This is a genomic window from Polaromonas aquatica, assembly GCF_042659145.1.
GTDB classification, from domain to species: Bacteria; Pseudomonadota; Gammaproteobacteria; order Burkholderiales; family Burkholderiaceae_C; genus Polaromonas; species Polaromonas aquatica.
This window is the reverse complement of record NZ_JBHSRS010000015.1, coordinates 183,222-204,164: the sequence shown is the minus strand read 5'-3', so window position 1 is coordinate 204,164 and position 20,943 is coordinate 183,222. Positions and strand designations below refer to the sequence as shown.

The window sequence follows — 20,943 nt, the reverse complement described above, 5'->3', positions numbered from 1 at the left end:
AATCAACGGTCTACCCAGACCACCCCCGCGCCAGTGCTAGCTTTGCGTACCGTCACTTATTGCACTGAAAACGAGGAGACCCCCTGACGCGCGAGGACCTGCTGGCCTACGAGGCCTTCCTGGCCCAACCCAGCGAGGACTGGATCGATCCGAGGCTGCCCCGGCGCGGCGGCGGCCGGCGGCTGTTCGACGGACCGCTGTCGGCGCGCAGCGTGCGCCACGCCTTGGGAATCCTGTCGGGACTGTTCAGCTACCTGGTCGCCGCGGGCTATCTGGCAGGCAATCCGCTGGCCTTGCGGCGCGGCCGCACAGGCCACACCGTGGGCGACCTGCGACGGGCCGCCGTCGAGCGCTATCTCGACCAGGCGTTGTGGCAATTTGTGCTCGACTTCGTCGAAGGCATGCCACGTGACACCGTGCGTGAGGAGCAGCACCGCGAGCGTGCGCGCTGGGTTCTGCGGCTACTGCACGGCGCGGGGTTGCGCGCGGCCGAGGCGGCGCAGGCACGCGCCTGCGATCTGGTGCAGCGACGCGGCAAATGGTGGCTCCAGGTCATTGGCAAGGGTGGCGTGCCAGGGGATGTGCCGGTCAGCGATGCCTGGATGGCCGACCTAGCGCGCTATCGCACCTTCCATGGTCTGGCGGCGCTGCCTCGACCCGACGAGCGCACGCCGCTGATCATGGCAATAGCCGGTGGAAACGGTCGCTGCCTCACATCGACGGCGGTCTACTTGATCGTCAAGGGCGTCTTCGTCCCCGCAGCCGATGCCCGGCAGGCCGATGATCCGGCCGGTGCCGCCACGCTGCGGCGTGCCTCCACGCATTGGCTACGACATACGGCGGCCACCCACCAGGCCGATGCGGGAACGGATCTGCGTTTCATCCAGAAAAACCTGCGGCACGCGTCGTTGGAGACGACCGCCATCTACCTGCACGCCGAGGACGATCGACGGCATGCGGCGACGACGGGTCAACCCTCCTGAGGCGGTCGTGGCTGCGATGCGCGCCGTGAAGAGCCGAGAACGTGATTTTGCTTAAATTTTAAGCAATCCTTGCGGCGACTGCCGCTCCTGACTTACGGTCTTGCAGCGTCGCCCGTTGACCCTGTGGTCGTCCAGGTTTGCACGGCTTGCAGCGCTCGATCAGCAGGCCCATCAAGCCTTCAATCCAGCCATGCCGGGCGTCATCTTGGGGTGAACGTACTTTTTGTACAAACTGATACGGTCAGCGGCGATATTCCGTTGGATATCAAGGCTTTACGGCGACCGGCGGTCACGACATGACCCGAGTTCGCAAGTCGTTGCAGCGCAAAGCGTTTTTGCTCCAAAGCGCACCAATTTCTGTGAAAAGTACGATCACCCCCTACCGCAATCCCCTGACAGAAAATCGGGAGCTGAAAGCCCGTTTGAATGATCCCAAAGTGGTGGATTTTGGTGCGTATTCCGGTGGCCACACTGACCGGAGTCTACCGGTAGGAGTTACCGAAAAGAACTTGTTGAACGATGCACGCTGTAACTGAGTCAGGGCCTATAAAAACGCCCCAGGCATTTGATGAATTCACGCAACGGGCTTCACGCCGTTGGCGTGTTTCTCCAGCGTGGCTGACTCATAGCTGGCGGCGATGAGTCCGGCCGCTTTCTGCAGATCAACAATGTGTTTTTTGACTATAACGTCGACTTTGGCAACACGCGCGATCCACACAATATTGATACACCCGACGACCTGATTTTTGACAAGAATCGGTACGGCTATCGCGGCCAGTCCGTCATCGTACTGGGCTTTTGTCTCGCTGAAATGGCCTCCCCATTGTGGGTCGCGAATTGAATAGCCGCGCGCATGTGTTGCTTCCAGCATTCGCTCGATGTCGGCATGGCCGCCCATGCGCATGTACCCGGGATCGCTCTTGCGCCGGAGTTGGCTAAGGATGCTCACCCGTTCTTTTTGCGGACAAAACGCGAGGTAAGCGCGCCCTGGAGCTGACAAAACCATGTTGATGCGAAAACCGGTGCTGAGGCGATTCACCAGAAAGTAGGACCGCAATCGGCTGGTCTCACACAGTTCCATGCTGGTGCCGTTACGTATCGAAAGGTCAGACGGCCACTGCACCGTAGCGACTAATTCGTCGAGTATCGGTCCAGCCACCTCTGCTAGCCGGTCGAGAGACCCGGGCCGATCACCAAGCAATTTCATTACCTGTCCGGCGTGGTAACGGCCATCGTTCAGGCCGCGCCATGCAAACCCATTTTCCTCGAGCGTTCGCAATAACCGGAGCAGCGTTGCCTTAGGCAACTGGAGCTGCAAATGCAGGTCGTGCAAGGTCGCGCCCCGCTTCTCCTGTAGATAGCGTAGTACCTGCAGGCCGCGCTCTAGCGCTCGGATGGATTTCACTTGCGGTGTAGTCATGAATTTGCGATTTCACACGTTTCACCGCGTGAAATTTTGACCGAAATGTGTTGCTTGCGAATGAGCATATTCCCTACTATTTGGCTAATCGGGTCCACAAAAAGCAAGCGGAAAAAATGCTCGATTTGTCGGAAGCAGGATTTTCGAACAGATACAAGGAGACAATATGTCATATGCATACGTCGTAGGTACCTACGACACCAAAGGCGATGAACTTCGCTACGTCAAGAAGATACTCGCATCGGCCGGCCTTGCCGCTAGGCTTATCGATGTGAGCACCAAAGCCAGTGCGCAGAGCAGGGACGTCGACGTTGATGTGTCAGCACGAACCATCGCAACTTATCACCCTGAGGGGGCAAATGCCATCTACGGTGTGACGGACCGTGGAGAAGCCGTTGCGGCAATGGCCATCGCGTTTCAGATGTATGTGCGCCAGCACAAGGATGAGGTTTCGGGCCTGATTGGAATCGGGGGGTCAGGTAATACGGCGCTGGTCGCGCCCGGGATGCGCGAGTTGCCGATTGGGACGCCAAAATTCATGGTTTCTACCGTCGCGTCGGGCAATATTGCTCCCTATGTCGGTCCCAACGATATCGCGATGATCTACTCCGTAGTTGACGTCGCCGGGCTCAACTCGATCTCACGCAAGGTATTGGGTAATGCGGCGAATGCGCTGGCCGGCACACTTCGGTTCCCCTTGCCTGACGCGGGCGAACGAGAGCTTCCTGCGGTGGGCCTCACGATGTTCGGTGTAACGACACCTTGCGTCGATCACATCGTCGATAAGCTGAAGGACAGGCACGAATGCTTTGTGTTCCATGCCACCGGCGTGGGAGGACAAACCATGGAAAAGCTGGTCGATAGTGGTCGACTCGTGGGGGTGATTGACGTCACCACCACCGAAGTTGCCGATCTGTTGATGGGAGGCGTCATGAGCGCAGGCGAGGGTCGCCTGGATGCGATCGCTCGCACGCGCATACCCTACGTGGGATCCTGCGGCGCCTTGGACATGGTGAACTTTGGTGCAATGGAGGACGTACCCGCTCAGTACAAACAGCGGAAATTGCTGGCGCACAACCCCCAGGTCACCTTGATGCGCACAACGCAAGATGAAAACCGCCGCATGGGCGAATGGATTGCGAAGAAGCTTAACGCCTGCGAAGGGGAAGTGCGTTTCTTCATCCCGCTCAAAGGGGTTTCGATGCTGGATGTCGAAGGGCAGATGTTTCATGACCCCGAGGCTGATGCCGCCTTGTTTGCAGCGCTGGAGGCGACTTTGGTTCAAACACCCAGACGCCAGCTGATCAAGTTGCCGTACGCCATCAACGACGGCGCATTTGCAGAGGCGCTGGTTCAGAGTTTCAATGAAATTACGGGAGCGCAGTGATGCCTAGCATATCCAGAGAGGAACTGATTCAAAAATTTCAAACCATGGTGCGCGAGCGGCGTCCCATCATTGGTGGCGGTGCCGGCATAGGGCTGTCGGCGAAATGCGAGGAACAAGGCGGCATCGATCTCATCGTTATCTACAACTCGGGCCGCTATCGGATGGCGGGACGTGGCTCGTTGGCCGGCCTCCTGGCATACGGTAATGCGAACGAAATCGTGGTGGACATGGCAAAGGAGGTATTACCAGTGGTCAAAAACACACCCGTATTGGCTGGTGTGAACGGCACAGACCCGTTTCTGCTGTTTGCCCCGTTTTTCGAAGAGTTGAAGCGTCTGGGGTTCTCGGGGGTCCAGAATTTTCCTACCGTCGGTCTCATCGATGGTGTATTCCGGCAGAACCTCGAAGAAACTGGTATGGGATACGCCCTGGAGGTCGAAATGATTGCGCAGGCTCATCGCGCCGGTCTGCTGACGACACCCTATGTATTTGGCGTCGATGACGCCGTGGCCATGACCAAGGCCGGTGCTGACATTCTTGTGCCGCACATGGGTCTCACGACTGGCGGCACCATAGGTGCTGAAACCGCCAAAACACTAGACGACTGTGTTGAATTGATTGATGAATGGGCGGCAGCAGCTCGGCGTATACGCGATGACGTTATTGTGCTGTGTCATGGCGGTCCGATTGCGACTCCGCAGGACGCGGCTTACGTGCTGCAGCGCACCAAATACTGCCACGGTTTTTATGGCGCGAGCAGCATGGAGCGTTTGCCCACCGAGCTGGCGCTGGTCGAGCAAACCCGTCAGTTCAAGAAAATTTCGTTTTAAAAATCTGGACGTCGACGAAAATGGGATCAGCCCGAAATCTCCTCTTCATTATGTGCGATCAGCTGCGGTGGGACTATTTATCCTGCTTTGGCCATCCGACGATCCGCACCCCAAACATCGACGCTCTGGCGCGGCGCGGCGTCCGATTCACCAATGCCTATGTACAGTCCGCATCGTGTGGGCCGTCACGGATGTCGTATTACACCGGTCGGTATGTCACCAGCCATCGCTCGTTCGGAAACTTTGTCGCGCTTCCGGTGGACGAGCTAACGCTGGGAGACTACTTGCGGCCACATGGCATTCGCGTTGCCGTCGACGGAAAGACCCACGTTGAGCCTGATCCCACTGCCCTGCGTCAGCGTGGAATTGACCCAGCGTCAGCGGCTGGGCAGTTGCTGCTCGAAGGAGGTTTCGAGCCATTCGACCGCCATGATGGTGTGCTTGCCGATCCCCACGATGAAGAAGCACGGACAAACCAATATTCGAACTTCTTGCGCCAGCATGGCTACGTGTCCGAAAATCCTTGGCTCGATTACGCAAACTCGGCGCTTGGTGCGGGTGGTGAAGTGCTGAGTGGTTGGCACCTGCGCTATGCCGATCTGCCTGCACGTGTCGAAGAGCGGCACTCGGAAACTGCCTACACCACTGACCGCGCCATAGCATTCATTGCTGAGCAGCGGGATAAGCCCTGGTGTCTGCACCTCTCCTATATCAAGCCCCATTGGCCTTATGTGGCGCCGAGCCCGTATCATCAGCTATACAGCGCCCGAGATGTCGTGCCAGCTGTCAAATCGGCGGATGAGCTCGTGGCACCTCATCCCCTGTACGCATCCTACCTGCGGCATCAGGCCAGTGTCACTTTCAGTCAAAATGCGACGCGCGAGCGGGTTATTCCAACCTACATGGGAATGATCACTCAGATCGATGACCATTTAGGTCGCCTTTTCGATTCGCTCGAAAAGAGCGGTCGCTTTGACGACACCCTAGTGGTATTCTGCAGCGACCACGGCGACTATCTTGGCGATCACCACCTTGGTGAAAAAGAGCTCTGGCACGATGCGGCAATCAAAATTCCCTTGATCGTCTATGACCCGGCCGCGCAGGCGCAAGCGTCCCGGGGCAGCACTTGCGACGCGCTCGTGGAGGCCATTGACCTCGTGCCGACTTTCTTGGATGCGCTCCAGGTGGAAGGACCCGTCAATAGGCTGGAGGGTCGATCGTTGCTGCCGTGGATTCGCGGCTACAACGTGCCTGAGTGGCGTGACTTCATCGTCAGCGAATTCGATTATTCCTTTCGTACCGCCACGCGCCGCGAACTGGGGCGGTCCGTCAGGGAATGCAGGACGATTACGCTGCGCGACCACAAATGGAAGTTTATTCACTGTGAGGGGTTTCGCCCCCTGCTTTTCGATCTGGAGGCGGATCCACAGGAGTTCCACGATCTCGCGCAAGAGAAGGCGCTCGCTCCCGTAATCGAACATTACTCGCACGAGTTGGTCAGCTGGTTGCGTGCGCGCAAAACCCGAACCACGGTGTCAGATGAGTTTGTGGATACATGGTTAGAGCAAAGCCGATTCAAGGGAATGAAAATCGGAGAGTGGTAGGTCCCGTGTGCGGGAAAAAGCACATACACATTAAAAATCCGGAAACAAAAGGAGACAGTGATGTTCAGTAAATCCAGAAGAGTAGCAGTTTTTTTAGCCGCAGCTGCGGTTCTTGTATTCAGCGCGAGTGCAAGCGCACAGGAGGCAAGGAAGATCCGCGTCGGTTGGCAAAAAGGGGTATTTAACCTGGCCATTGTGAAGGCGCAGGGTGATCTGGAACGGTCCTTCAAAAGCCGCGGCGTGGATGTCGAGTGGGTTGAGTTCCAGGTTGGGCCGCCAATGATGGAGGCATTGAATGTCGGCAGCCTTGATATTGCTGCAACTGCGAACACGCCGCCCATCTTTGCCCAAGTGGCCGGCGCCGACTTTGTCTATGTTGCATCCGAATCACCAACGCCGGGCGATCAGAAAATCCTGGTCAGAAAATCCTCAACGATCAAGTCCGCGGCCGATCTGCGCGGAAAGAAAGTGGCGATCCCGAAGGGTTCGATGGCACATTTTGTGGTGATCAAGTTCCTCGAGAGCAACGGAATGCAATTCAGTGACATCGAGCCGCTGTACCTGAGTCCAGCCGATGGACGCGCGGCGCTGGAAAGCGGTTCCGCCGATGCCTGGGCCGCTTTCGACCCCCTGATGGCTGGCGCCGAAGCTGGGGGGAATGTCCGTTCACTGGTAGACGGGTTTGAAGTCAAGGTGAACAACCGGCAAATGTATTTCGCTCGGCGTGAGTTCGCCGAAAAGAATCCCAAGCTGACAGCCGACTTGCTCGCGGAAATCGAAAAGAGTTCGCGCTATGTTTATGCGAAAACTAAAGAGGCAGCGCAAAAGTATGCGAGCGTCGTGGGTCTCGACCCGGCTACATTCGAGATTGTTCTCGGCCGCAACAAGGTCGAACACATCGTCTCGCCAATCGATGCGCAAATCGTGGCCGAGCAACAGGCACTGGCGGACACGTTTTTTCGGCTGAAGATTGTCCCCAGGCGTGTTGACGTAAGCCAGGCCGTATGGAAGCCCGTCCGCTAGTACTGCAAAAGCACATGACTGGTATCTTTTACCGACAAGGGAGTATTCGATGATCTCGCGAAAAACTGTCAGCCTCGGGCTGCCGTGGATATTGCCAGTGCTGGTAATCGTTGTGTGGCAAGTGGCTGCCCAGATGGGCGCGCTGCCGAGCCGCATTCTTCCTGCGCCAAGTGCGGTGGCGCGCGCGGCTGGAGCGCTGATAGCTTCTGGAGAATTGTGGATTCATCTGGCGGCCAGCTTCAGGCGCGCCGGCATCGGTTTTGCTGTGGGTGGTAGCATCGGCTTCGGACTTGGCTTACTGACTGGTACCTCGCGCCTGGCCGAACAGCTCCTGGATTCCACCATTCAGATGATCCGCAATATTCCTCATCTGGCGCTGATTCCGCTGGTCATTATTTGGTTTGGCGTCGGTGAGCCGGGTAAGTTGTTCCTGGTGTCTCTGGGCGTTATGTTTCCGCTGTATATCAACACCTACCATGGCATGCGCTCGGTGGACAAGGGCTTGATCGAAATGGGCCGTGTGTATGGTTTGACGCGCTGGGGGTTATTCAGGGAGGTCATGCTTCCAGGTGCCATGTCGTCGATTCTTGTCGGTGTGCGCTTTTCCCTTGGGTTTATGTGGCTGACATTGATCGTGGCCGAGACCATCGCGGCAAATTCGGGTATCGGGAAGATGGCAATGGATGCGCGGGAATTCATGCAGACCGATGTCGTCGTGGTGGCAATCTTGTTATATGCGCTTCTCGGCAAGCTGGCCGACGTATTGGCTCGGATTTTGGAACACCGTTGGCTGCGCTGGAATATGGAGAAAAAGCAATGAACTTGACCATCCAAAAATCTTCCGTCGTAAGAAACGTTGCGGCGCGCACTGCGCCCCAAAGTTCGGCGATCGAATTGCGAAGCGCTACCAAACGCTTCGGTGAAAAGACGGTACTTCACGCGCTGGACCTTGCCGTCCAGCCTGGCGAGTTTCTTGCCATCGTAGGACGCAGCGGATGCGGCAAGAGCACGCTGCTTCGCCTGCTGGCGGGACTGGACGACGCTACAGCCGGTGAGGTGACCATTGACAATGGGCGGGTCAGGGGAGTTAGTCAAGGTACCCGGATTATGTTTCAGGAACACCGACTTCTTCCGTGGCGGACACTGCTTCAAAACGTTGGCCTTGGCATGCATGGTGAATGGCAGCCTATTGCGCGCAAGGCGCTTGAGCAGGTTGGGCTTGGCGAGCGCGGTGACGATTGGCCATCGATGCTGTCAGGCGGACAACGCCAACGCGTGGCACTTGCACGAGCTCTCGTACATGATCCACGTCTACTTTTGCTGGACGAGCCCCTTGGCGCGTTGGATGCGCTCACGCGCATTGAGATGCAAAACCTCATCGAAGGGTTGTGGCAGAAGAAGGGTTTTACAGTTGTACTGATTACGCATGACGTCGACGAAGCCATTGCTTTGGCCGATCGCGTGGTACTGCTTGAAGGTGGTCGAGTCGGTATGGATATTCGGGTCAATATGTCTCGACCCCGTCATCGCAGCTCGACCACCTTCGGCGAGCTGACCGAGCAGGTACTCAATCGGGTATTGCAAAGAACGGAAGAACCGTCACGCAGTATGCGCAATGGCGTAAGTAGCCTGAAGTAAGTTTGGCGAATTCTTTCGTTCACGCTGATTAACACTGAGAGTAACGAGCAATGTCATATCTGGACGATCCCCGCGTCTTTTTTGCGAATGAAAGAACGCTGCTGGCTTGGCAGCGTACTGCGATTGCGTTAATGGGACTCGGCTTCGTGATCGAAAGATTCGGTTTATTCATGCGTGTCATGGGCGTGGGATCTTCTGTGCCGGCTGGTCACTTATCTCTGTCGTTAGTTTTTGGTGTGATGTTTCTGCTGTGCGGAGCCACCGTCTCTTTTCTATCGGCATTTCAGTTTTCTCGCTTTCTTCGCCACTTGTCCGCCTCAGAGATTCCTCTTCAATATGCGGTGTGGCTCGGGCCCGCGATCAACTACGTCGTGGGATTTTCGGCTTTAGCGATGGCATGCTGGTTCGTTCTTACGGGCTAGATATCATGGTCACCAAATCTTGACAAGGGGCGGCCGATCTCCATCATTGATGACTTCCTGGAGTCGCTGCAGGCTCAGTTAGCTTGCAAGGCGGCTCGGTCCAAGGCGTGAATGGCCAGCATCGAGCGTACCGCCTACCCACGCTTTCAGAGACTGCTGACGGCTCAGGATCTGCAACGCCTGTTCAGCCCTGCCCCGCAGGAGCTGAGCTGGGTCAACGGCTTCGCCCGCCAGTCCGACCGGCGTCTGGCCTTGATGGTGCAGCTCAAGTGCTTCCAGTTTCTGCACTACTTCTGCACCATTGACCAGATACCACCCGAGGTGATCGAACACATCTCGGCCTGCATGGGGTTGCCACCGCAACAGGAAATCACCTATCCGTCGGCCCACCGTTCGCTGTATCGCCATCACGAGGCCGTGCGCAAGCTGCTGGGCGTGCAGCCCTTCACCGGTCCCCGTGCGCGAAGCGACGCGGTGCGGATCGCGCGCGAGGTCAGCCTGATCGTCAACACGCGCATCGACATCATCAACATTCTGATTGCCGAATTGGTGCGGTTGGACTACGAATTACCGATGTTCGGCGCCCTCGTCAAGATTGCCGAGAAAGAGCACGAAGCCGCCGAGCAGGCGCTTTACACCGGGGTTTGGCAGCGCCTGACGGTCGTGCAGCGCCGCTGGCTCGACGAACTGCTGCTCAGCAAACTGCCCGAGCGACAAACCCGGTACAACGATCTGAAGCGCTCGGCCAAGAAGGCGTCACGCCAGCATCTCGATCAACTGCTGGAGCAACTGCGCTGGCTGGAGTCGCTTCCTGACAGTGATGCGCTGTTGGAAGGCGTTCCGGCCACCCGCCTGAAGCACCTCTCCGAAATGGCGGCCGTGATGGACGCCGGCGAAATGAAGGACCTGTCGCCGCCCAAGCGCCACACGCTGACGCTGGCTCTGATGCGGCAGATGCGCGTGCGCGCCCGCGATGACATCGCCGAAATGTTCATTCGCCGCATCGGCGCCTGCCACAACAGCGCGCGCGACGAACTTCAGGCCATCCAGGCGCGCCAACGCGAACTCAGCGAGGAACTGGTCGCCAAACTCGACGATGTGCTCGAGTTGCTGGCGCAGGACCTGGACGACGCCGAGACCGGCCGGCGCGTGCGCGAACTGCTGGCCCCTCACGGCAGTCTGGAACAACTGCGTGCGGACTGCGAGGCGATCCGCGTGTGGAGCGGCAAGAATCATCTACCGCTGCTGTGGAAACCGTTCAGCAGTTGGCGTGCAGCGATGTTCCGAATGGCGTGCGCCTTGCGCTTCGAGGCCACCACGCAGGACCGCCACCTGATCGACGCTCTTAAGATCGTACTGGCCAATGAGAACCGCAAGGCGGAGTGGGTGGCCGACGAAGTCAATCTGTCGTTCGCATCGCAGCGGTGGCACAAGCTGGTGCGCCGCTCTCACGGTCATGGCCATCCGACTAACCGGCGACACTTGGAAGTCTGTGTTTTCAGCCACCTGAGCAGTGATCTGCGCAGCGGGGACGTTAGCATCGATGGCTCTGAAGCCTTCGCCGATGACCGCAAGCAGTTGCTGCCATGGGAGGAATGCCAGAAGCGGCTCGCCGTGTACTGCGAGCGCGCCGGCATTGCTGCCACGGCACAGGGATTCTGCGACTCGCTGAAGCGCCTGTTAACCGACACCGCAGCGGAGGTTGATCGGGAATTTCCGCATCACGCGGCGGACGTGACCATCAGCCCCGGCGGCGAACCAACCGTCAAGCGCACGACGGCCAAGGAAATCCCGGCGTCGGCCGTTGCGCTGCACACCACGATCGGCAACCGAGTCGCGCCGCGCGACCTGCTGGACATCCTGCTCAACATCAACCACTGGACCGATTTCACGCGACATTTCGGGCCGCTGTCGGGCGACGACGCACGGCTGCGCAACGCGCGTGCGCGTTACCTGCTCACTACCTTCTCCCTGGGCACAGGCCTGGGCGTCAACCAGGCGGCCAGACATCTGGCCAACCAGGTGTCGCCTCACCAACTTTCGTATGCCAACCGGCACCACATGGGCCTGGAGCAGTTGGACGCCGCGCACCGGGACATGACGGAGCTGTACCTGCGGCTGCAGTTGCCCAAAAAGTGGGGTGATGGCACCAAGGTCGCGGCGGACGGCACGCAGTACGATTTCTACGACCAGAACCTGCTGGTGGGCATGCATTTTCGTTACAAGAAAATGGGGGCGGTGGCCTACCGGCATGTGGCCGACAACTATATCGCGGTGTTCCATCACTTCATCCCGCCTGGCGTGCTGGAGGCGATCTACGTGATCGAGGGCCTGCACAAAGCCGGGCTGTCCGTCGAGGCCGACACGGTGTATTCCGACACGCATGGGCAGTCCGAGACGGTGTTCGCGTTCACGCATCTGCTGGGCATTCAGTTGATGCCGCGCATTCGCAACTGGAAGGACCTCAAGTTTTACCGGCCGAACAAGGGCACACACTACAAGCACATCGACCGAATCTTCACCGACGTGGTGAACTGGCGGCTGATCCTCGATCACTGGAAGGACCTGATGCAGATTGCGATCTCGATCCAGGCCGGACGGATTGCCTCGCCCATGCTGCTGCGCAAGCTGAGCAATGAGAGCCGTCACAACCGGTTGTTCGCGGCGGCGCGTGAATTGGGCCGGGTTCTGCGCACCGTGTACCTGCTGCGCTGGATCAACAGCAAGGAGATGCGTCAGGAGGTGACGGGCGAGACCAACAAGATCGAGTCATATCATGCGTTCACCAAGTGGCTGAACTTCGGCGGCGACGTGATCACCGAGAACGATCCGGTCGAGCAGCAAAAGCGCCTGCGCTACATCGACCTGGTGGCCTCGGCGGTGATCCTGCAGAACACTGTCGACATGATGCGGGTGATCGAGGATCTGCGCGCCGAGGGCGTGGAGGTGAACGAAGCTGACGAGGTCTTCCTGAGTCCCTACGGAACAAGCACTACCAAGCGCTTTGGTAGCTTCCATCTGGACTTGAAGAAGCCGCCCGAGCCGTGGCTGCGCGAGTCGCAGTTCAGACAGGCCGCCAAACAGGCGCGCGCCGCCAGCGATAAGATGAAGGACAACACCACGCCCACAAAAGGAAAACGAGGCAAAAAATGAGTGACTCACAGCCATTCATCAATACCGTCTATGGTTGCCTGGATCGGGTAGCCTTGGAGAAGTTGCGCGACAGCTACGACACGACGACCTTGCTGCGAGTGGTCGATGAGCTCGCCGAACTGTTAGGCGAGGTGATCGGCGAGGAAGGGTGGCGTGACCGGATGCTGCGTCTACATGGCATGGCGCACACCGTTATCAACGACGCTGGTTTTGCCGGGGCGGCAGATGAGACCTTGCCGGAACTGGCATCGGAGATCACCGGACAAATGCGCGAAGCGATTGCGCGGCTCGAAACTTGGATTCAGCGCATTGAGCCGCTTGAGGAACTGGCGGCGCGGGACTGATGGCGCTGTAGATGCGAACAAATTGCATAAGAAGTGAGTTCTTAAGTCGTTTTTGGCTTAAGTATCATTTTGACCCGTATCCCGGCACGACCCCTTGTAGGCGGTGAAAAGGCTTTTGAGTTTCATGACACGCCTAGCACAAAGACTCGCGACGAGGTACAAAAGGAATTGCAGGCCTATCGGAAGAATCCTGTGATGGCCGATGGCGGCAAATCGCTGGCTGGCGGCGCCCTCTACGTTTTCCCGCAGCACAGCTATGCCCTCAAAGATGGCAAGTTTGTTCATACCGATACCCTGAAACACGACACACCAAAGCCCAGCTTGACGATGACACCCGATGAGCGCAGGGCAAGAGACAGGCTGCAAGGCCTATGAGGCGGCGGTCGGGGCATTGATTTAAAGGATCGATTGCACCGCAATCGACCCTTCCTCAATTTCACCAGGAAATTTCTCATGCAATCCACTCTCAAATTCTCATTGGCCGCCGCGCTTCTTTCCATTGGCATGAGCGGCTTCGCGGTTGCCGCGACGGATATGCCATCCAGCGCGACCGTCCCTGCGGCATCGCTGGCAGCAGTCAAGCTGACGGCGGGCGAAGTGCGCAAGGTAGACCTCGAACAGGGAAAGCTGAACATCAAGCATGAGGCGCTTGAAAACCTTGACATGCCCGGCATGACCATGGTGTTCAAGGCAAGCGACGCTAACTTGCTCAAGGATGTCAAACAAGGCGACAAAATCCTGTTTCGGGTAGAAAAAACCGATGCAGGGTTCATGATCGTCCGGCTGGAACAGGCGAAGTAAGGCTTCCGGTCAACTTCTATTTCTGCTGCGTAAGCGCAATGCATTGGTAATCACGGAGGCCGAACTTAGGCTCATTGCCAAAGCGGCGATCATGGGGGACAGCAACCAGCCGGTGAACGGAAACAGCAGGCCGGCGGCCAAAGGCACGCCCAGCGAGTTGTACACAAAAGCAAAGCCCAGGTTCTGCTTCATGTTGGCGATGGTGGCGTCCGAGAGTTCGCGCGCTGTGGCGATACCCCGTAAATCACCCTTGACCAAGGTGACCTGAGCGCTGTTCATCGCCACGTCGGTCCCCGTGCCCATCGCAATACCGACATCGGCCTTGGCCAGGGCTGGCGCGTCGTTGATGCCGTCGCCGGCCATGGCCACGACTAACCCTTCGGCCTGCAGCCGCTCTACCAGCGCCAATTTGTCGGCAGGTTTGACTTCGCCGTGGACCTCGTCAATGCCCAGGCGTTGGCCCACAGACTTCGCCGTCGTCAGGCCGTCGCCGGTGGCCATGATGATACGGATGCCCGCGTCCTGAAGCGTCTTGAGTGCGGCTGGCGTGCTTTCCTTGACCGGATCTGAAACGGCCAACAGGCCGGCAAGCTGTCCATCGACAGCCAGCGACATGATACTGGCGCCCCGTAGGCGGAGTACTTCTGCCTGAGCTTGTTTATCGCTGTCGGTGGTCACCTTGTCTTCGATCATCAAGGCGGCGTTTCCCAGGGCCAGTCGCTTGCCATCGACCACGCCACGGACACCAATGCCGGTGGCGGACTCAAAATCTTCAACTTTGGAAAGCGTCATGCCCCGGTCTCTGGCCGCCCGCACAATGGCGTCGGCCAAGGGGTGCTCGCTACCTTGGTCCAAGCTGGCCGCCAGACGCAAAACCTCGTCTTCGCTATACGGTGCCAGAGCAAAAACCTTTTCAAAAGCGGGGCGACCTTCGGTCAGAGTTCCGGTTTTGTCAACGATCAGTACCTGGACCTTGCGGAAATTCTCAATCGCAGCCGCATCACGAAACAGAATCCCCTGTGTGGCGCCCCGTCCTGTAGCGACCATGATGGACATCGGCGTGGCCAAGCCCAGTGCACACGGGCAGGCAATGATTAGCACAGAGACGGCATTGATCAGACCGTAAACCCAACTGGGTTGTGGTCCAAAGAATCCCCAGACCAATAGCGTCAGCAAGGCCGTAGCCACAACAGCCATCACAAAATATCCGGCGACCTGGTCCGCCATGCGCTGCATCGGTGCTCTGGAGCGTTGGGCCTGCGCGACCATCTGGACGATTTGCGAGAGAACGGTTGCAGAACCAACGTGTTCGGCGCGCATCACCATGGCACCTGATGTATTGAGCGTGGCGCCGATCAGTTTGTCACCCACGCGCTTGGTGACCGGCAAGGGCTCGCCAGTCAGCATGGCTTCATCGACAGCGCTGCTGCCATCGGTAACCACGCCGTCCACGGGCACCTTCTCTCCTGGGCGAACCCGCAACAAGTCACCCTCGTGGACATGCGTCAGTTCTACATCCTCTTCTGTACCGTCCGGCTGGATGCGGCGTGCCGTTTTAGGTGCCAGGCCAAGCAGAGACTTGATGGCGGCCGATGTTTGCGATCGCGCTTTGAGTTCCAGCATCTGGCCAAGTAAGGTCAGGGAAATAATGACAGCCGCCGCCTCAAAATAAACCGCCACACGGCCCATGGCAACGAACGAAGGCGGAAAGACGCCAGGGGCAACAGTCGCGACCACGCTGTAAATGAATGCCGCAGAAGTCCCCAAGCCAATCAGTGTCCACATATTCGGACTGCGATTGAGGACAGACTGCCAGCCGCGCACGAAAAATGGCCAACCTGCCCAAAGAACAATGGGCAGAGAAAGCACCAACTCCACCCAGCTTTGCGTCGCCATCGCGAACAATCCAAGCTGGTGTCCGAGCATGGCCAGTACGGTCACAACAACCGTCAGCGGCAACGTCCACCAGAAACGGCGGGTGAAATCCTTGAGCTCCGGGTTTTCGTCATCATCCATGCTGGGCATGAGGGGTTCGAGGGACATGCCGCACTTCGGACAGTGACCGGGGTGGTCCTGGCGAATTTCGGGATGCATTGGGCAGGTATAAATCGTGCCGGCAACCGCTTTGAAGGCAACGGTTTCCTGTTTTGGTTTTAGGTAGCGTTCCGGGTCCGTGATGAATTTACTCTTGCACCCCGTGCTGCAAAAATAATAGGGTCGCCCCGCATGCTCGTGTTTGTTTGGTGACTGCTCAGTGACGTTCATCCCACATACAGGATCCTTCTGCTGACCGTGGGGACTCGCTTGCGCACCGCCGTCGTGCATTGGCGCTCCGGTCGAAGCAGGAGAATGGTCGTGACCGTGCAGGGGATGCTCGTGTTTTTCCATGATGGGCAGCTTTCAGTGAAGGGTTAGGACGCTCAATTCTGATCACCGTCGTCGCTTCTTGCGAGTCCTGGAGGGCGAGCTTTTGGGATGGCTTCCTGGTCTTTTCAACTTTCTGTCGCGCCACAGAAAGTAAGCCATGATGAGCAACAGTATGATCGCCGCCACGCCTCCAGCAATCAGCGCATTGCCCAGCGTTTCGCGAGGTGCTGTGGCCAGATTACGAAATTCATGCGGCATCGAAATCCATCTGGTTAAAGTTGAACGCGCCCTCTGGTACTCCAGGGCTGTCGTCATGGCGTTTACACCGCCTTTGGCAACCCCGGCTCCAGATTACTTTGCCGGTTGCAAGTCAGTCACCACAAGGGCGCCATTGGATTTTTCGGCCTTGAAACGCACCTTGTCACCAGCCTTGACCTTGTCCAGCATGGCAGGATCCTTCACTTGGAAAACCATGGTCATGCCGGGCATGTCGAGGTTCTTGATCTCGCCGTGTTTCAGCGTGATTTTTTTGTTGTCCATATCCACCTTGCGCACTTCGGCTTCGGTCATATCGCCTGCAGGTGCCGCCATTTCTTTTTTACTGTCCATAGCCATAGGCGCGTCACCAGGCTTCATGGCTGTTTGTGCATGGGCTGCGCCTGCAGCAATGGCGGTAATGATCAAAAGGGTTTTGAGGTTTTTCATGACGATTCTTTCAAGAGTTGGTGGAAGATTTCTGGGGGTAAGACTGATAAATGCGAGAGTTGCGGTCATTGAGGACCAGCAAAACGTCGTAGGCATCACGGGCATTGCCCATTTCCATGCCAGGTGAGCCAGTAGGCATACCGGGCACTGCCAAGCCAAGAGCCCGCGGTTTTTCGCGCAGAAGACGCCGCATTTCCCTTGCGGGAACATGGCCCTCCAGCACATAGGTGCCCAGCAGCCCGGTGTGGCAGGATCCAAACTTCTCGGCAAGCCCGAGCTTTTGGCGCATGGGTGCCGTGTCTTTGACGTCGTGGGTCATGACTTCAAAGCCGTTGCCACGCAAATGGGAAACCCAGTCGCTGCAACAACCGCAGTTGGGTGTCTTCCAGACCGTCACGCGGTCTTTCGGCGACGCGGCCAGTGCTCCGAAAGACTGACCCAGTGCCGCAGCACCAGCCAGCCCGAAGATCAGCCTTGAGGCTGAACGTCTGGACGCCCGATCAGTGTTTGTGGTCACCATGACCGTCTTGTTTTGGGGCCGTTTTGCCGCCAGCGACAGTCACGATGCCTTTCATGCCAGCGTCGTAGTGACCGGGTTGCAGGCAGGCAAAGTCAATCTTGCCGGCTTTGGTGAACTGCCAGATGATTTCACCGGTCTTGCCGGGGGCCACGGTAACCATATTGGCGTCAGCGTGTTCCATCTCAGGGTTCTTCTTCATCACTTCATAGTGTTCCTTGAGTTCCTTTTCGGTTCCCAGCACCATTTCGTGCTTGATCTTGCCTGAGTTTTTAACCACAAAACGGATGGTTTCGCCTTGCTTGACCGTCACGTTGGGAGCGCCAAAGCGCATGTTGTCGCTCATGTCCATGGTAATGGTCCGTGAGACTTTGGATGCAACGCCAGGCTTGCCGATGGCTTCATCGTCATGCCCTCCGGCGTGGGTGCCGGATGCCATGGCGCTCACGGCAAGCAGTAGCGATGGCAGTGCGATAAGGAGGTTACGTGTTTTCATTGAGATACCTTTCTAGGCGTGGTTAAAAAAACTAATCAGTGCTTCATTCCGCCCATGCCACCCATGGCGGGCTTGCGGACCTGGACTTCAACTTCTTTGGCGGGCATGTTTTGAGCCTTCATGGCCTGGCCACCGCCGCTTGCGGAGCGGTCGGCAACTGGTGCTGCGCCATTCCATTCGTACGCGACGGTGCCCGCCGGGTGCTTGTACCAGCCGGGATCCTTGTAGTCGCCAGCTTTCTGGTCTTTGCGCACCTTGACCATGCTGAACATGCCGCCCATCTCGACGGAGCCGAACGGGCCTGCGCCAGTCATCATTCGCTCTGTGTTGTCGGGCAAGGGCATGTCCATTTCTGCCATGTCTGCCATGCCGCGTTCACCCATGACCATGTAGTCAGGGATCAGTTTGGTGATGTCGCGGGCCACCTTTCGATGGTCCACCCCGATCATGGTGGGCACGTCGTGACCCATGGCATTCATGGTGTGGTGGCTCTTGTGGCAATGAAAAGCCCAGTCGCCTTCTTCGTCCGCAAGGAACTCAATTTGCCGCATTTGTCCGACCGCAACATCGGTTGTGACCTCAGGCCACCTTGTGGACTTCGGCGTTGGTCCGCCGTCCGTCCCCGTCACCAAAAACTCATGGCCATGCAAATGAATTGGATGATTGGTCATGGTGAGGTTGCCGATCCGGATGCGCACCTTGTCGTTTTTTCGAACCACCAGCGGATCAATGCCCGGGAAGACACGGCTGTTCCAGCTCCAGAGGTTGAAATCGAGCATGGTCATGATCTTGGGTGTGTACAGGCCCGGATCGATGTCGTAGGCGTTGAGCAGAAAGACAAAGTCCCGATTGACCTCGTCGATCAAGGGATGCGCCGCCTTGGGATGGGTGATCCAGAAACCCATCATGCCCATCGCCATCTGCGTCATCTCGTCGGCATGCGGGTGGTACATGAAGGTGCCCGGGCGCCGGGCAACGAACTCGTACACAAAGGTCTTGCCCGCCGGGATGGCTGGCTGGTTCAGACCCGCTACGCCGTCCATGCCGTTGGGCAGGCGTTGGCCGTGCCAATGCACACTGGTGTGTTCCGGCAGTTTGTTGGTCACAAAGATACGAACGCGATCGCCTTCAACGACCTCGATGGTCGGCCCTGGTGACTGGCCGTTGTAACCCCACAGGTGTGCCTTGAATCCGGGCGACATCTCTCGTACCACGGGCTCGGCCACCAGGTGGAACTCCTTGACGCCAGCATTCATGCGCCAAGGCAGCGTCCAGCCGTTCAGTGTGACAACCGGGTTGTACGGCCGGCCGGAATTTGGCACCAGCGGGGCCATGGTGTCGGGCTTGGTCTGGATCATGGGCTCCGGCAATGCCGCCATGGCGACTTTGCTGACCGCAGCTGCCGCAACCGCCGTGGTGATGGCACCGGCACCGGTCAGGAAATTTCTTCTGTTGTTCATGGGTAATCCGTGTATGTAAGTCGGCCGGTCAGTGGCCAGCTGCGCTGGCGCCAGCGGCGGTGGGAGAGGCCATCGACATAGAGGTCGGTTTTCCGGTCATGGAAGCCGCAAGGGCAGCGTCTGAGAGCCAGAACTGTTGGTACGAGTTAATCGCCGCCATGACGCTGGACACCTGGTCACGGCTGTCGGCCAGCAGTTCGAACACGCTGATCAGCATGCCGTTGTAGCGAAGCCCGTTTTCTTCCGCCATAGCCCTGCGCAGTGGGACAATTTCATCCCGGTAATGCTTGGCCACGTCATAGGCCGTCCTGTAGGCAGAATAACTTTCACGCAGTTGTGACGATGCGCCTCGAACTGTGCTTTCGTACCGGTTGGCGGCCGCCAGTGATTGCGCATTCATCGTGGCACGCTGGGCTGACCCCCAGTCGAAGATCGGCAGGCGAATGCCAAGCTCATAGCCGTTCTTTGCGGACTTGGTCCCGGCCGCATTGTCAAACACCGTGTTGTGCCGTATGCCCAGTTCCACATCGACTACGCTGGTCAGCAGGTTCAACCCTTGCGCTCTCCCGGAGATATCGAGCTGACTACGTGCCAGTAGCACGTCCAGCCGCTGCTCCGCCGCAGTTGCCGACACGGCGCTGGCGTCTCGCGGCTGTTTCGGCATATCTGGCAAGCGCTCGGGCAGTTGCAATTTCTCGGACTGAGCATCCGTCAGGCCGAGCAGTCGAACCAGTTCCTCACGGGAAGCGGTGTTTGCGTGGCGGGCTGCCGCCAACTGTGCAACGCTGTCCGCGTAGAACACCTGCTGACGCTGTCGCTGGAGTTTCGTGAAGTTGCCAACCTGCTGCATACGCTGTGCCAGTTCAGCGCTGGCTTGTGCGCTGGCGTTAACCTGTTCGGCATATTGAAGGGTCTGCCTTGCTGCCACCGCGCGCACCCAGCCTTGACGGACCTGGGTGACCTCTTCCACCACGCTTGCGCTGAGTTGAACCTTTGCCTGACTAACCAAGCTGCGGGAAATACCTTGGCGATACGGCAGGGTCAACAGGTCGAGCAATCCAAACGACAGCAAGCGGCCAAGCTCCAGTTCATCGCGGAACCGCATACGCTCGAAAGTGAAGATTGGGTTCGTAATTCGACCGGCCTGGGTTGCCTGGGCAAGGTCGGACCAGCTTTGCGCCAGCAGCGCCTGTACGCCGGGACTGTTGGAAAGGGCAAGCTGAACAGCGTCATCCATGCTCAATGGCTTGGCTAGCAATTCAGCGCTTAGTTTCTGCCGGGCCTGAACCTGTTGCTCCGTGCGGCTGAGTTCCAGCTTGCCCTGGGTGAAGGCACCTGTCGTGTCGTTGGTGTCTTTGACGGCCTGGTCGATGTTCACTGATGCACAACCCGCCAGTACAAGAACCGCAGCAACTACCGCACCTGACTTGAAAATGGTTTTCATCGAAGGCGCGTTCATGGCTTGCTACCTCCGGTTTTCGGATCAGGCATGGTCGCCATATCGTGAGCTGGCGCCTTGTCGTCGGGCTGCCGGGCTTCCTTTGCATAGGCACGCCAACCACCAATGCGGCCAGTGGTGTCGTTAGCCTCTTTCCAGTTCAGGAGCTTGTCGTCGGTATAGGGCTTGTAGCCCTCAAAAGCCGAGCGGTAGTTCAGTGTTGAGGCTTGTTGGGTCGCCTCGGATGCGGGAGATGCAGGCGCGGGTGTTTGCGCAGTTGCTATCCCCGATAGGGAAAATATCGGAACCAGCCACACGGCAGGTAGGTTTTTAAACATGGAATCCTCGCGTTTTC

At 58.0% G+C, this 20,943-nt stretch carries 21 protein-coding genes and 1 pseudogene; 13 read left to right on the top strand and 9 right to left on the bottom strand.

Going from position 1 to position 20,943, the window contains the following annotated elements:
• Nucleotides 1-83: 83 nt before the first annotated feature.
• Both ACFQND_RS07340 and ACFQND_RS07335 read left to right on the top strand, forming a co-directional pair.
• Nucleotides 84-983: pseudogene (locus ACFQND_RS07340) on the top strand (tyrosine-type recombinase/integrase); the annotation flags it as partial.
• A 296-nt stretch (nt 984-1,279) separates the two neighbouring features.
• Nucleotides 1,280-1,519: a hypothetical protein gene (locus ACFQND_RS07335; RefSeq protein ID WP_371436020.1), complete on the top strand. Its 240-nt coding sequence runs from the start codon at nt 1,280-1,282 to the stop codon at nt 1,517-1,519.
• 38 nt (nt 1,520-1,557) lie between these two features.
• Here the strand turns inward: ACFQND_RS07335 and ACFQND_RS07330 are convergent, their stop codons facing one another.
• Nucleotides 1,558-2,403, bottom strand: coding sequence for a helix-turn-helix domain-containing protein (locus ACFQND_RS07330; protein WP_371436021.1), 846 nt, complete (start codon nt 2,401-2,403; stop codon nt 1,558-1,560).
• A 166-nt stretch (nt 2,404-2,569) separates the two neighbouring features.
• Between ACFQND_RS07330 and ACFQND_RS07325 the strand changes: the two genes are divergently transcribed.
• The 11 genes from ACFQND_RS07325 to ACFQND_RS07275 all read left to right on the top strand — a co-directional run bounded on the left by ACFQND_RS07325 (nt 2,570) and on the right by ACFQND_RS07275 (nt 13,605).
• A complete protein-coding gene (locus ACFQND_RS07325) occupies nt 2,570-3,790 on the top strand; it encodes a Tm-1-like ATP-binding domain-containing protein (protein WP_371436022.1) in 1,221 nt (406 codons plus the stop codon).
• Nucleotides 3,790-4,620, top strand: a complete 831-nt coding sequence (locus tag ACFQND_RS07320; protein WP_371436023.1) for a phosphoenolpyruvate hydrolase family protein — start codon at nt 3,790-3,792, stop codon at nt 4,618-4,620. Before ACFQND_RS07325 ends, ACFQND_RS07320 begins: the two co-directional genes overlap by 1 nt.
• A gap of 20 nt (nt 4,621-4,640) precedes the next feature.
• Nucleotides 4,641-6,224 (top strand): alkaline phosphatase family protein, encoded by a 1,584-nt coding sequence (locus tag ACFQND_RS07315; RefSeq protein WP_371436024.1) that lies wholly within the window; start codon nt 4,641-4,643, stop codon nt 6,222-6,224.
• A 60-nt stretch (nt 6,225-6,284) separates the two neighbouring features.
• Nucleotides 6,285-7,247 carry an aliphatic sulfonate ABC transporter substrate-binding protein gene (locus ACFQND_RS07310; protein WP_371436025.1) on the top strand — a complete coding sequence of 321 codons (963 nt, stop codon included), beginning with the start codon at nt 6,285-6,287 and terminating at the stop codon, nt 7,245-7,247.
• 49 nt (nt 7,248-7,296) lie between these two features.
• Nucleotides 7,297-8,067 carry an aliphatic sulfonate ABC transporter permease SsuC gene (gene ssuC, locus ACFQND_RS07305; protein WP_371436026.1) on the top strand — a complete coding sequence of 257 codons (771 nt, stop codon included), beginning with the start codon at nt 7,297-7,299 and terminating at the stop codon, nt 8,065-8,067.
• Nucleotides 8,064-8,885 (top strand): ATP-binding cassette domain-containing protein, encoded by an 822-nt coding sequence (locus tag ACFQND_RS07300; RefSeq protein WP_371436027.1) that lies wholly within the window; start codon nt 8,064-8,066, stop codon nt 8,883-8,885. The genes ssuC and ACFQND_RS07300 overlap by 4 nt, the downstream gene beginning before the upstream one ends.
• Before the next feature lie 50 nt (nt 8,886-8,935).
• Nucleotides 8,936-9,307 carry a YidH family protein gene (locus tag ACFQND_RS07295; protein WP_371436028.1) on the top strand — a complete coding sequence of 124 codons (372 nt, stop codon included), beginning with the start codon at nt 8,936-8,938 and terminating at the stop codon, nt 9,305-9,307.
• Nucleotides 9,308-9,418: 111 nt separating this feature from the next.
• Nucleotides 9,419-12,460, top strand: a complete 3,042-nt coding sequence (locus ACFQND_RS07290) for a Tn3 family transposase (protein ID WP_371436029.1) — start codon at nt 9,419-9,421, stop codon at nt 12,458-12,460.
• Nucleotides 12,457-12,804 carry a Tn3 family transposase post-transcriptional regulator TnpC gene (gene tnpC / locus ACFQND_RS07285; protein WP_371436030.1) on the top strand — a complete coding sequence of 116 codons (348 nt, stop codon included), beginning with the start codon at nt 12,457-12,459 and terminating at the stop codon, nt 12,802-12,804. The genes ACFQND_RS07290 and tnpC overlap by 4 nt, the downstream gene beginning before the upstream one ends.
• Before the next feature lie 69 nt (nt 12,805-12,873).
• Nucleotides 12,874-13,179: a hypothetical protein gene (locus ACFQND_RS07280; protein WP_371436031.1), complete on the top strand. Its 306-nt coding sequence runs from the start codon at nt 12,874-12,876 to the stop codon at nt 13,177-13,179.
• 78 nt (nt 13,180-13,257) lie between these two features.
• Nucleotides 13,258-13,605 carry a copper-binding protein gene (locus ACFQND_RS07275; protein WP_371436032.1) on the top strand — a complete coding sequence of 116 codons (348 nt, stop codon included), beginning with the start codon at nt 13,258-13,260 and terminating at the stop codon, nt 13,603-13,605.
• Between the two features lie 9 nt (nt 13,606-13,614).
• On the opposite strand, the gene ACFQND_RS07270 is transcribed toward ACFQND_RS07275, so the two are convergent.
• From ACFQND_RS07270 to ACFQND_RS07235, 8 genes are read right to left on the bottom strand one after another with little or no spacing between them, the layout of a single operon-like run.
• Entirely contained in the window at nt 13,615-15,993 is a 2,379-nt protein-coding gene (locus ACFQND_RS07270; RefSeq protein ID WP_371436033.1) for a heavy metal translocating P-type ATPase, read from the bottom strand.
• 42 nt (nt 15,994-16,035) lie between these two features.
• A complete protein-coding gene (locus tag ACFQND_RS07265) occupies nt 16,036-16,287 on the bottom strand; it encodes a hypothetical protein (RefSeq protein WP_371436034.1) in 252 nt (83 codons plus the stop codon).
• 36 nt (nt 16,288-16,323) lie between these two features.
• The gene (locus ACFQND_RS07260) at nt 16,324-16,677 is read right to left on the bottom strand and encodes a copper-binding protein (protein WP_371436035.1); all 354 of its coding nucleotides are present in this window, start codon (nt 16,675-16,677) and stop codon (nt 16,324-16,326) included.
• A 10-nt stretch (nt 16,678-16,687) separates the two neighbouring features.
• Nucleotides 16,688-17,197, bottom strand: coding sequence for a DUF411 domain-containing protein (locus ACFQND_RS07255; RefSeq protein ID WP_371436036.1), 510 nt, complete (start codon nt 17,195-17,197; stop codon nt 16,688-16,690).
• A complete protein-coding gene (locus ACFQND_RS07250) occupies nt 17,178-17,690 on the bottom strand; it encodes a cupredoxin domain-containing protein (RefSeq protein ID WP_371436037.1) in 513 nt (170 codons plus the stop codon). Before ACFQND_RS07250 ends, ACFQND_RS07255 begins: the two co-directional genes overlap by 20 nt.
• 35 nt (nt 17,691-17,725) lie before the next feature.
• On the bottom strand, nt 17,726-19,150 hold the full coding sequence (locus ACFQND_RS07245; protein WP_371436038.1) for a multicopper oxidase family protein: 1,425 nt from the start codon (nt 19,148-19,150) through the stop codon (nt 17,726-17,728).
• 28 nt (nt 19,151-19,178) lie between these two features.
• Nucleotides 19,179-20,609 (bottom strand): TolC family protein, encoded by a 1,431-nt coding sequence (locus tag ACFQND_RS07240; RefSeq protein ID WP_371436039.1) that lies wholly within the window; start codon nt 20,607-20,609, stop codon nt 19,179-19,181.
• A complete protein-coding gene (locus tag ACFQND_RS07235) occupies nt 20,606-20,926 on the bottom strand; it encodes a hypothetical protein (protein WP_371436040.1) in 321 nt (106 codons plus the stop codon). Before ACFQND_RS07235 ends, ACFQND_RS07240 begins: the two co-directional genes overlap by 4 nt.
• Between the last annotated feature and the right edge of the window lie 17 nt (nt 20,927-20,943).

Bases quoted from the DNA above. Each gene is read 5' to 3' on its own strand.
- ACFQND_RS07335 (WP_371436020.1), top strand. From the start codon at position 1,280: ATGACCCGAGTTCGCAAGTCGTTGCAGCGCAAAGCGTTTTTGCTCCAA.
- ACFQND_RS07330 (WP_371436021.1), bottom strand. From the start codon at position 2,403: ATGACTACACCGCAAGTGAAATCCATCCGAGCGCTAGAGCGCGGCCTG.
- ACFQND_RS07325 (WP_371436022.1), top strand. From the start codon at position 2,570: ATGTCATATGCATACGTCGTAGGTACCTACGACACCAAAGGCGATGAA.
- ACFQND_RS07320 (WP_371436023.1), top strand. From the start codon at position 3,790: ATGCCTAGCATATCCAGAGAGGAACTGATTCAAAAATTTCAAACCATG.
- ACFQND_RS07315 (WP_371436024.1), top strand. From the start codon at position 4,641: ATGGGATCAGCCCGAAATCTCCTCTTCATTATGTGCGATCAGCTGCGG.
- ACFQND_RS07310 (WP_371436025.1), top strand. From the start codon at position 6,285: ATGTTCAGTAAATCCAGAAGAGTAGCAGTTTTTTTAGCCGCAGCTGCG.
- ssuC (WP_371436026.1), top strand. From the start codon at position 7,297: ATGATCTCGCGAAAAACTGTCAGCCTCGGGCTGCCGTGGATATTGCCA.
- ACFQND_RS07300 (WP_371436027.1), top strand. From the start codon at position 8,064: ATGAACTTGACCATCCAAAAATCTTCCGTCGTAAGAAACGTTGCGGCG.
- ACFQND_RS07295 (WP_371436028.1), top strand. From the start codon at position 8,936: ATGTCATATCTGGACGATCCCCGCGTCTTTTTTGCGAATGAAAGAACG.
- ACFQND_RS07290 (WP_371436029.1), top strand. From the start codon at position 9,419: ATGGCCAGCATCGAGCGTACCGCCTACCCACGCTTTCAGAGACTGCTG.
- tnpC (WP_371436030.1), top strand. From the start codon at position 12,457: ATGAGTGACTCACAGCCATTCATCAATACCGTCTATGGTTGCCTGGAT.
- ACFQND_RS07275 (WP_371436032.1), top strand. From the start codon at position 13,258: ATGCAATCCACTCTCAAATTCTCATTGGCCGCCGCGCTTCTTTCCATT.
- ACFQND_RS07270 (WP_371436033.1), bottom strand. From the start codon at position 15,993: ATGGAAAAACACGAGCATCCCCTGCACGGTCACGACCATTCTCCTGCT.
- ACFQND_RS07265 (WP_371436034.1), bottom strand. From the start codon at position 16,287: ATGACGACAGCCCTGGAGTACCAGAGGGCGCGTTCAACTTTAACCAGA.
- ACFQND_RS07260 (WP_371436035.1), bottom strand. From the start codon at position 16,677: ATGAAAAACCTCAAAACCCTTTTGATCATTACCGCCATTGCTGCAGGC.
- ACFQND_RS07255 (WP_371436036.1), bottom strand. From the start codon at position 17,197: ATGGTGACCACAAACACTGATCGGGCGTCCAGACGTTCAGCCTCAAGG.
- ACFQND_RS07250 (WP_371436037.1), bottom strand. From the start codon at position 17,690: ATGAAAACACGTAACCTCCTTATCGCACTGCCATCGCTACTGCTTGCC.
- ACFQND_RS07245 (WP_371436038.1), bottom strand. From the start codon at position 19,150: ATGAACAACAGAAGAAATTTCCTGACCGGTGCCGGTGCCATCACCACG.
- ACFQND_RS07240 (WP_371436039.1), bottom strand. From the start codon at position 20,609: ATGAACGCGCCTTCGATGAAAACCATTTTCAAGTCAGGTGCGGTAGTT.
- ACFQND_RS07235 (WP_371436040.1), bottom strand. From the start codon at position 20,926: ATGTTTAAAAACCTACCTGCCGTGTGGCTGGTTCCGATATTTTCCCTA.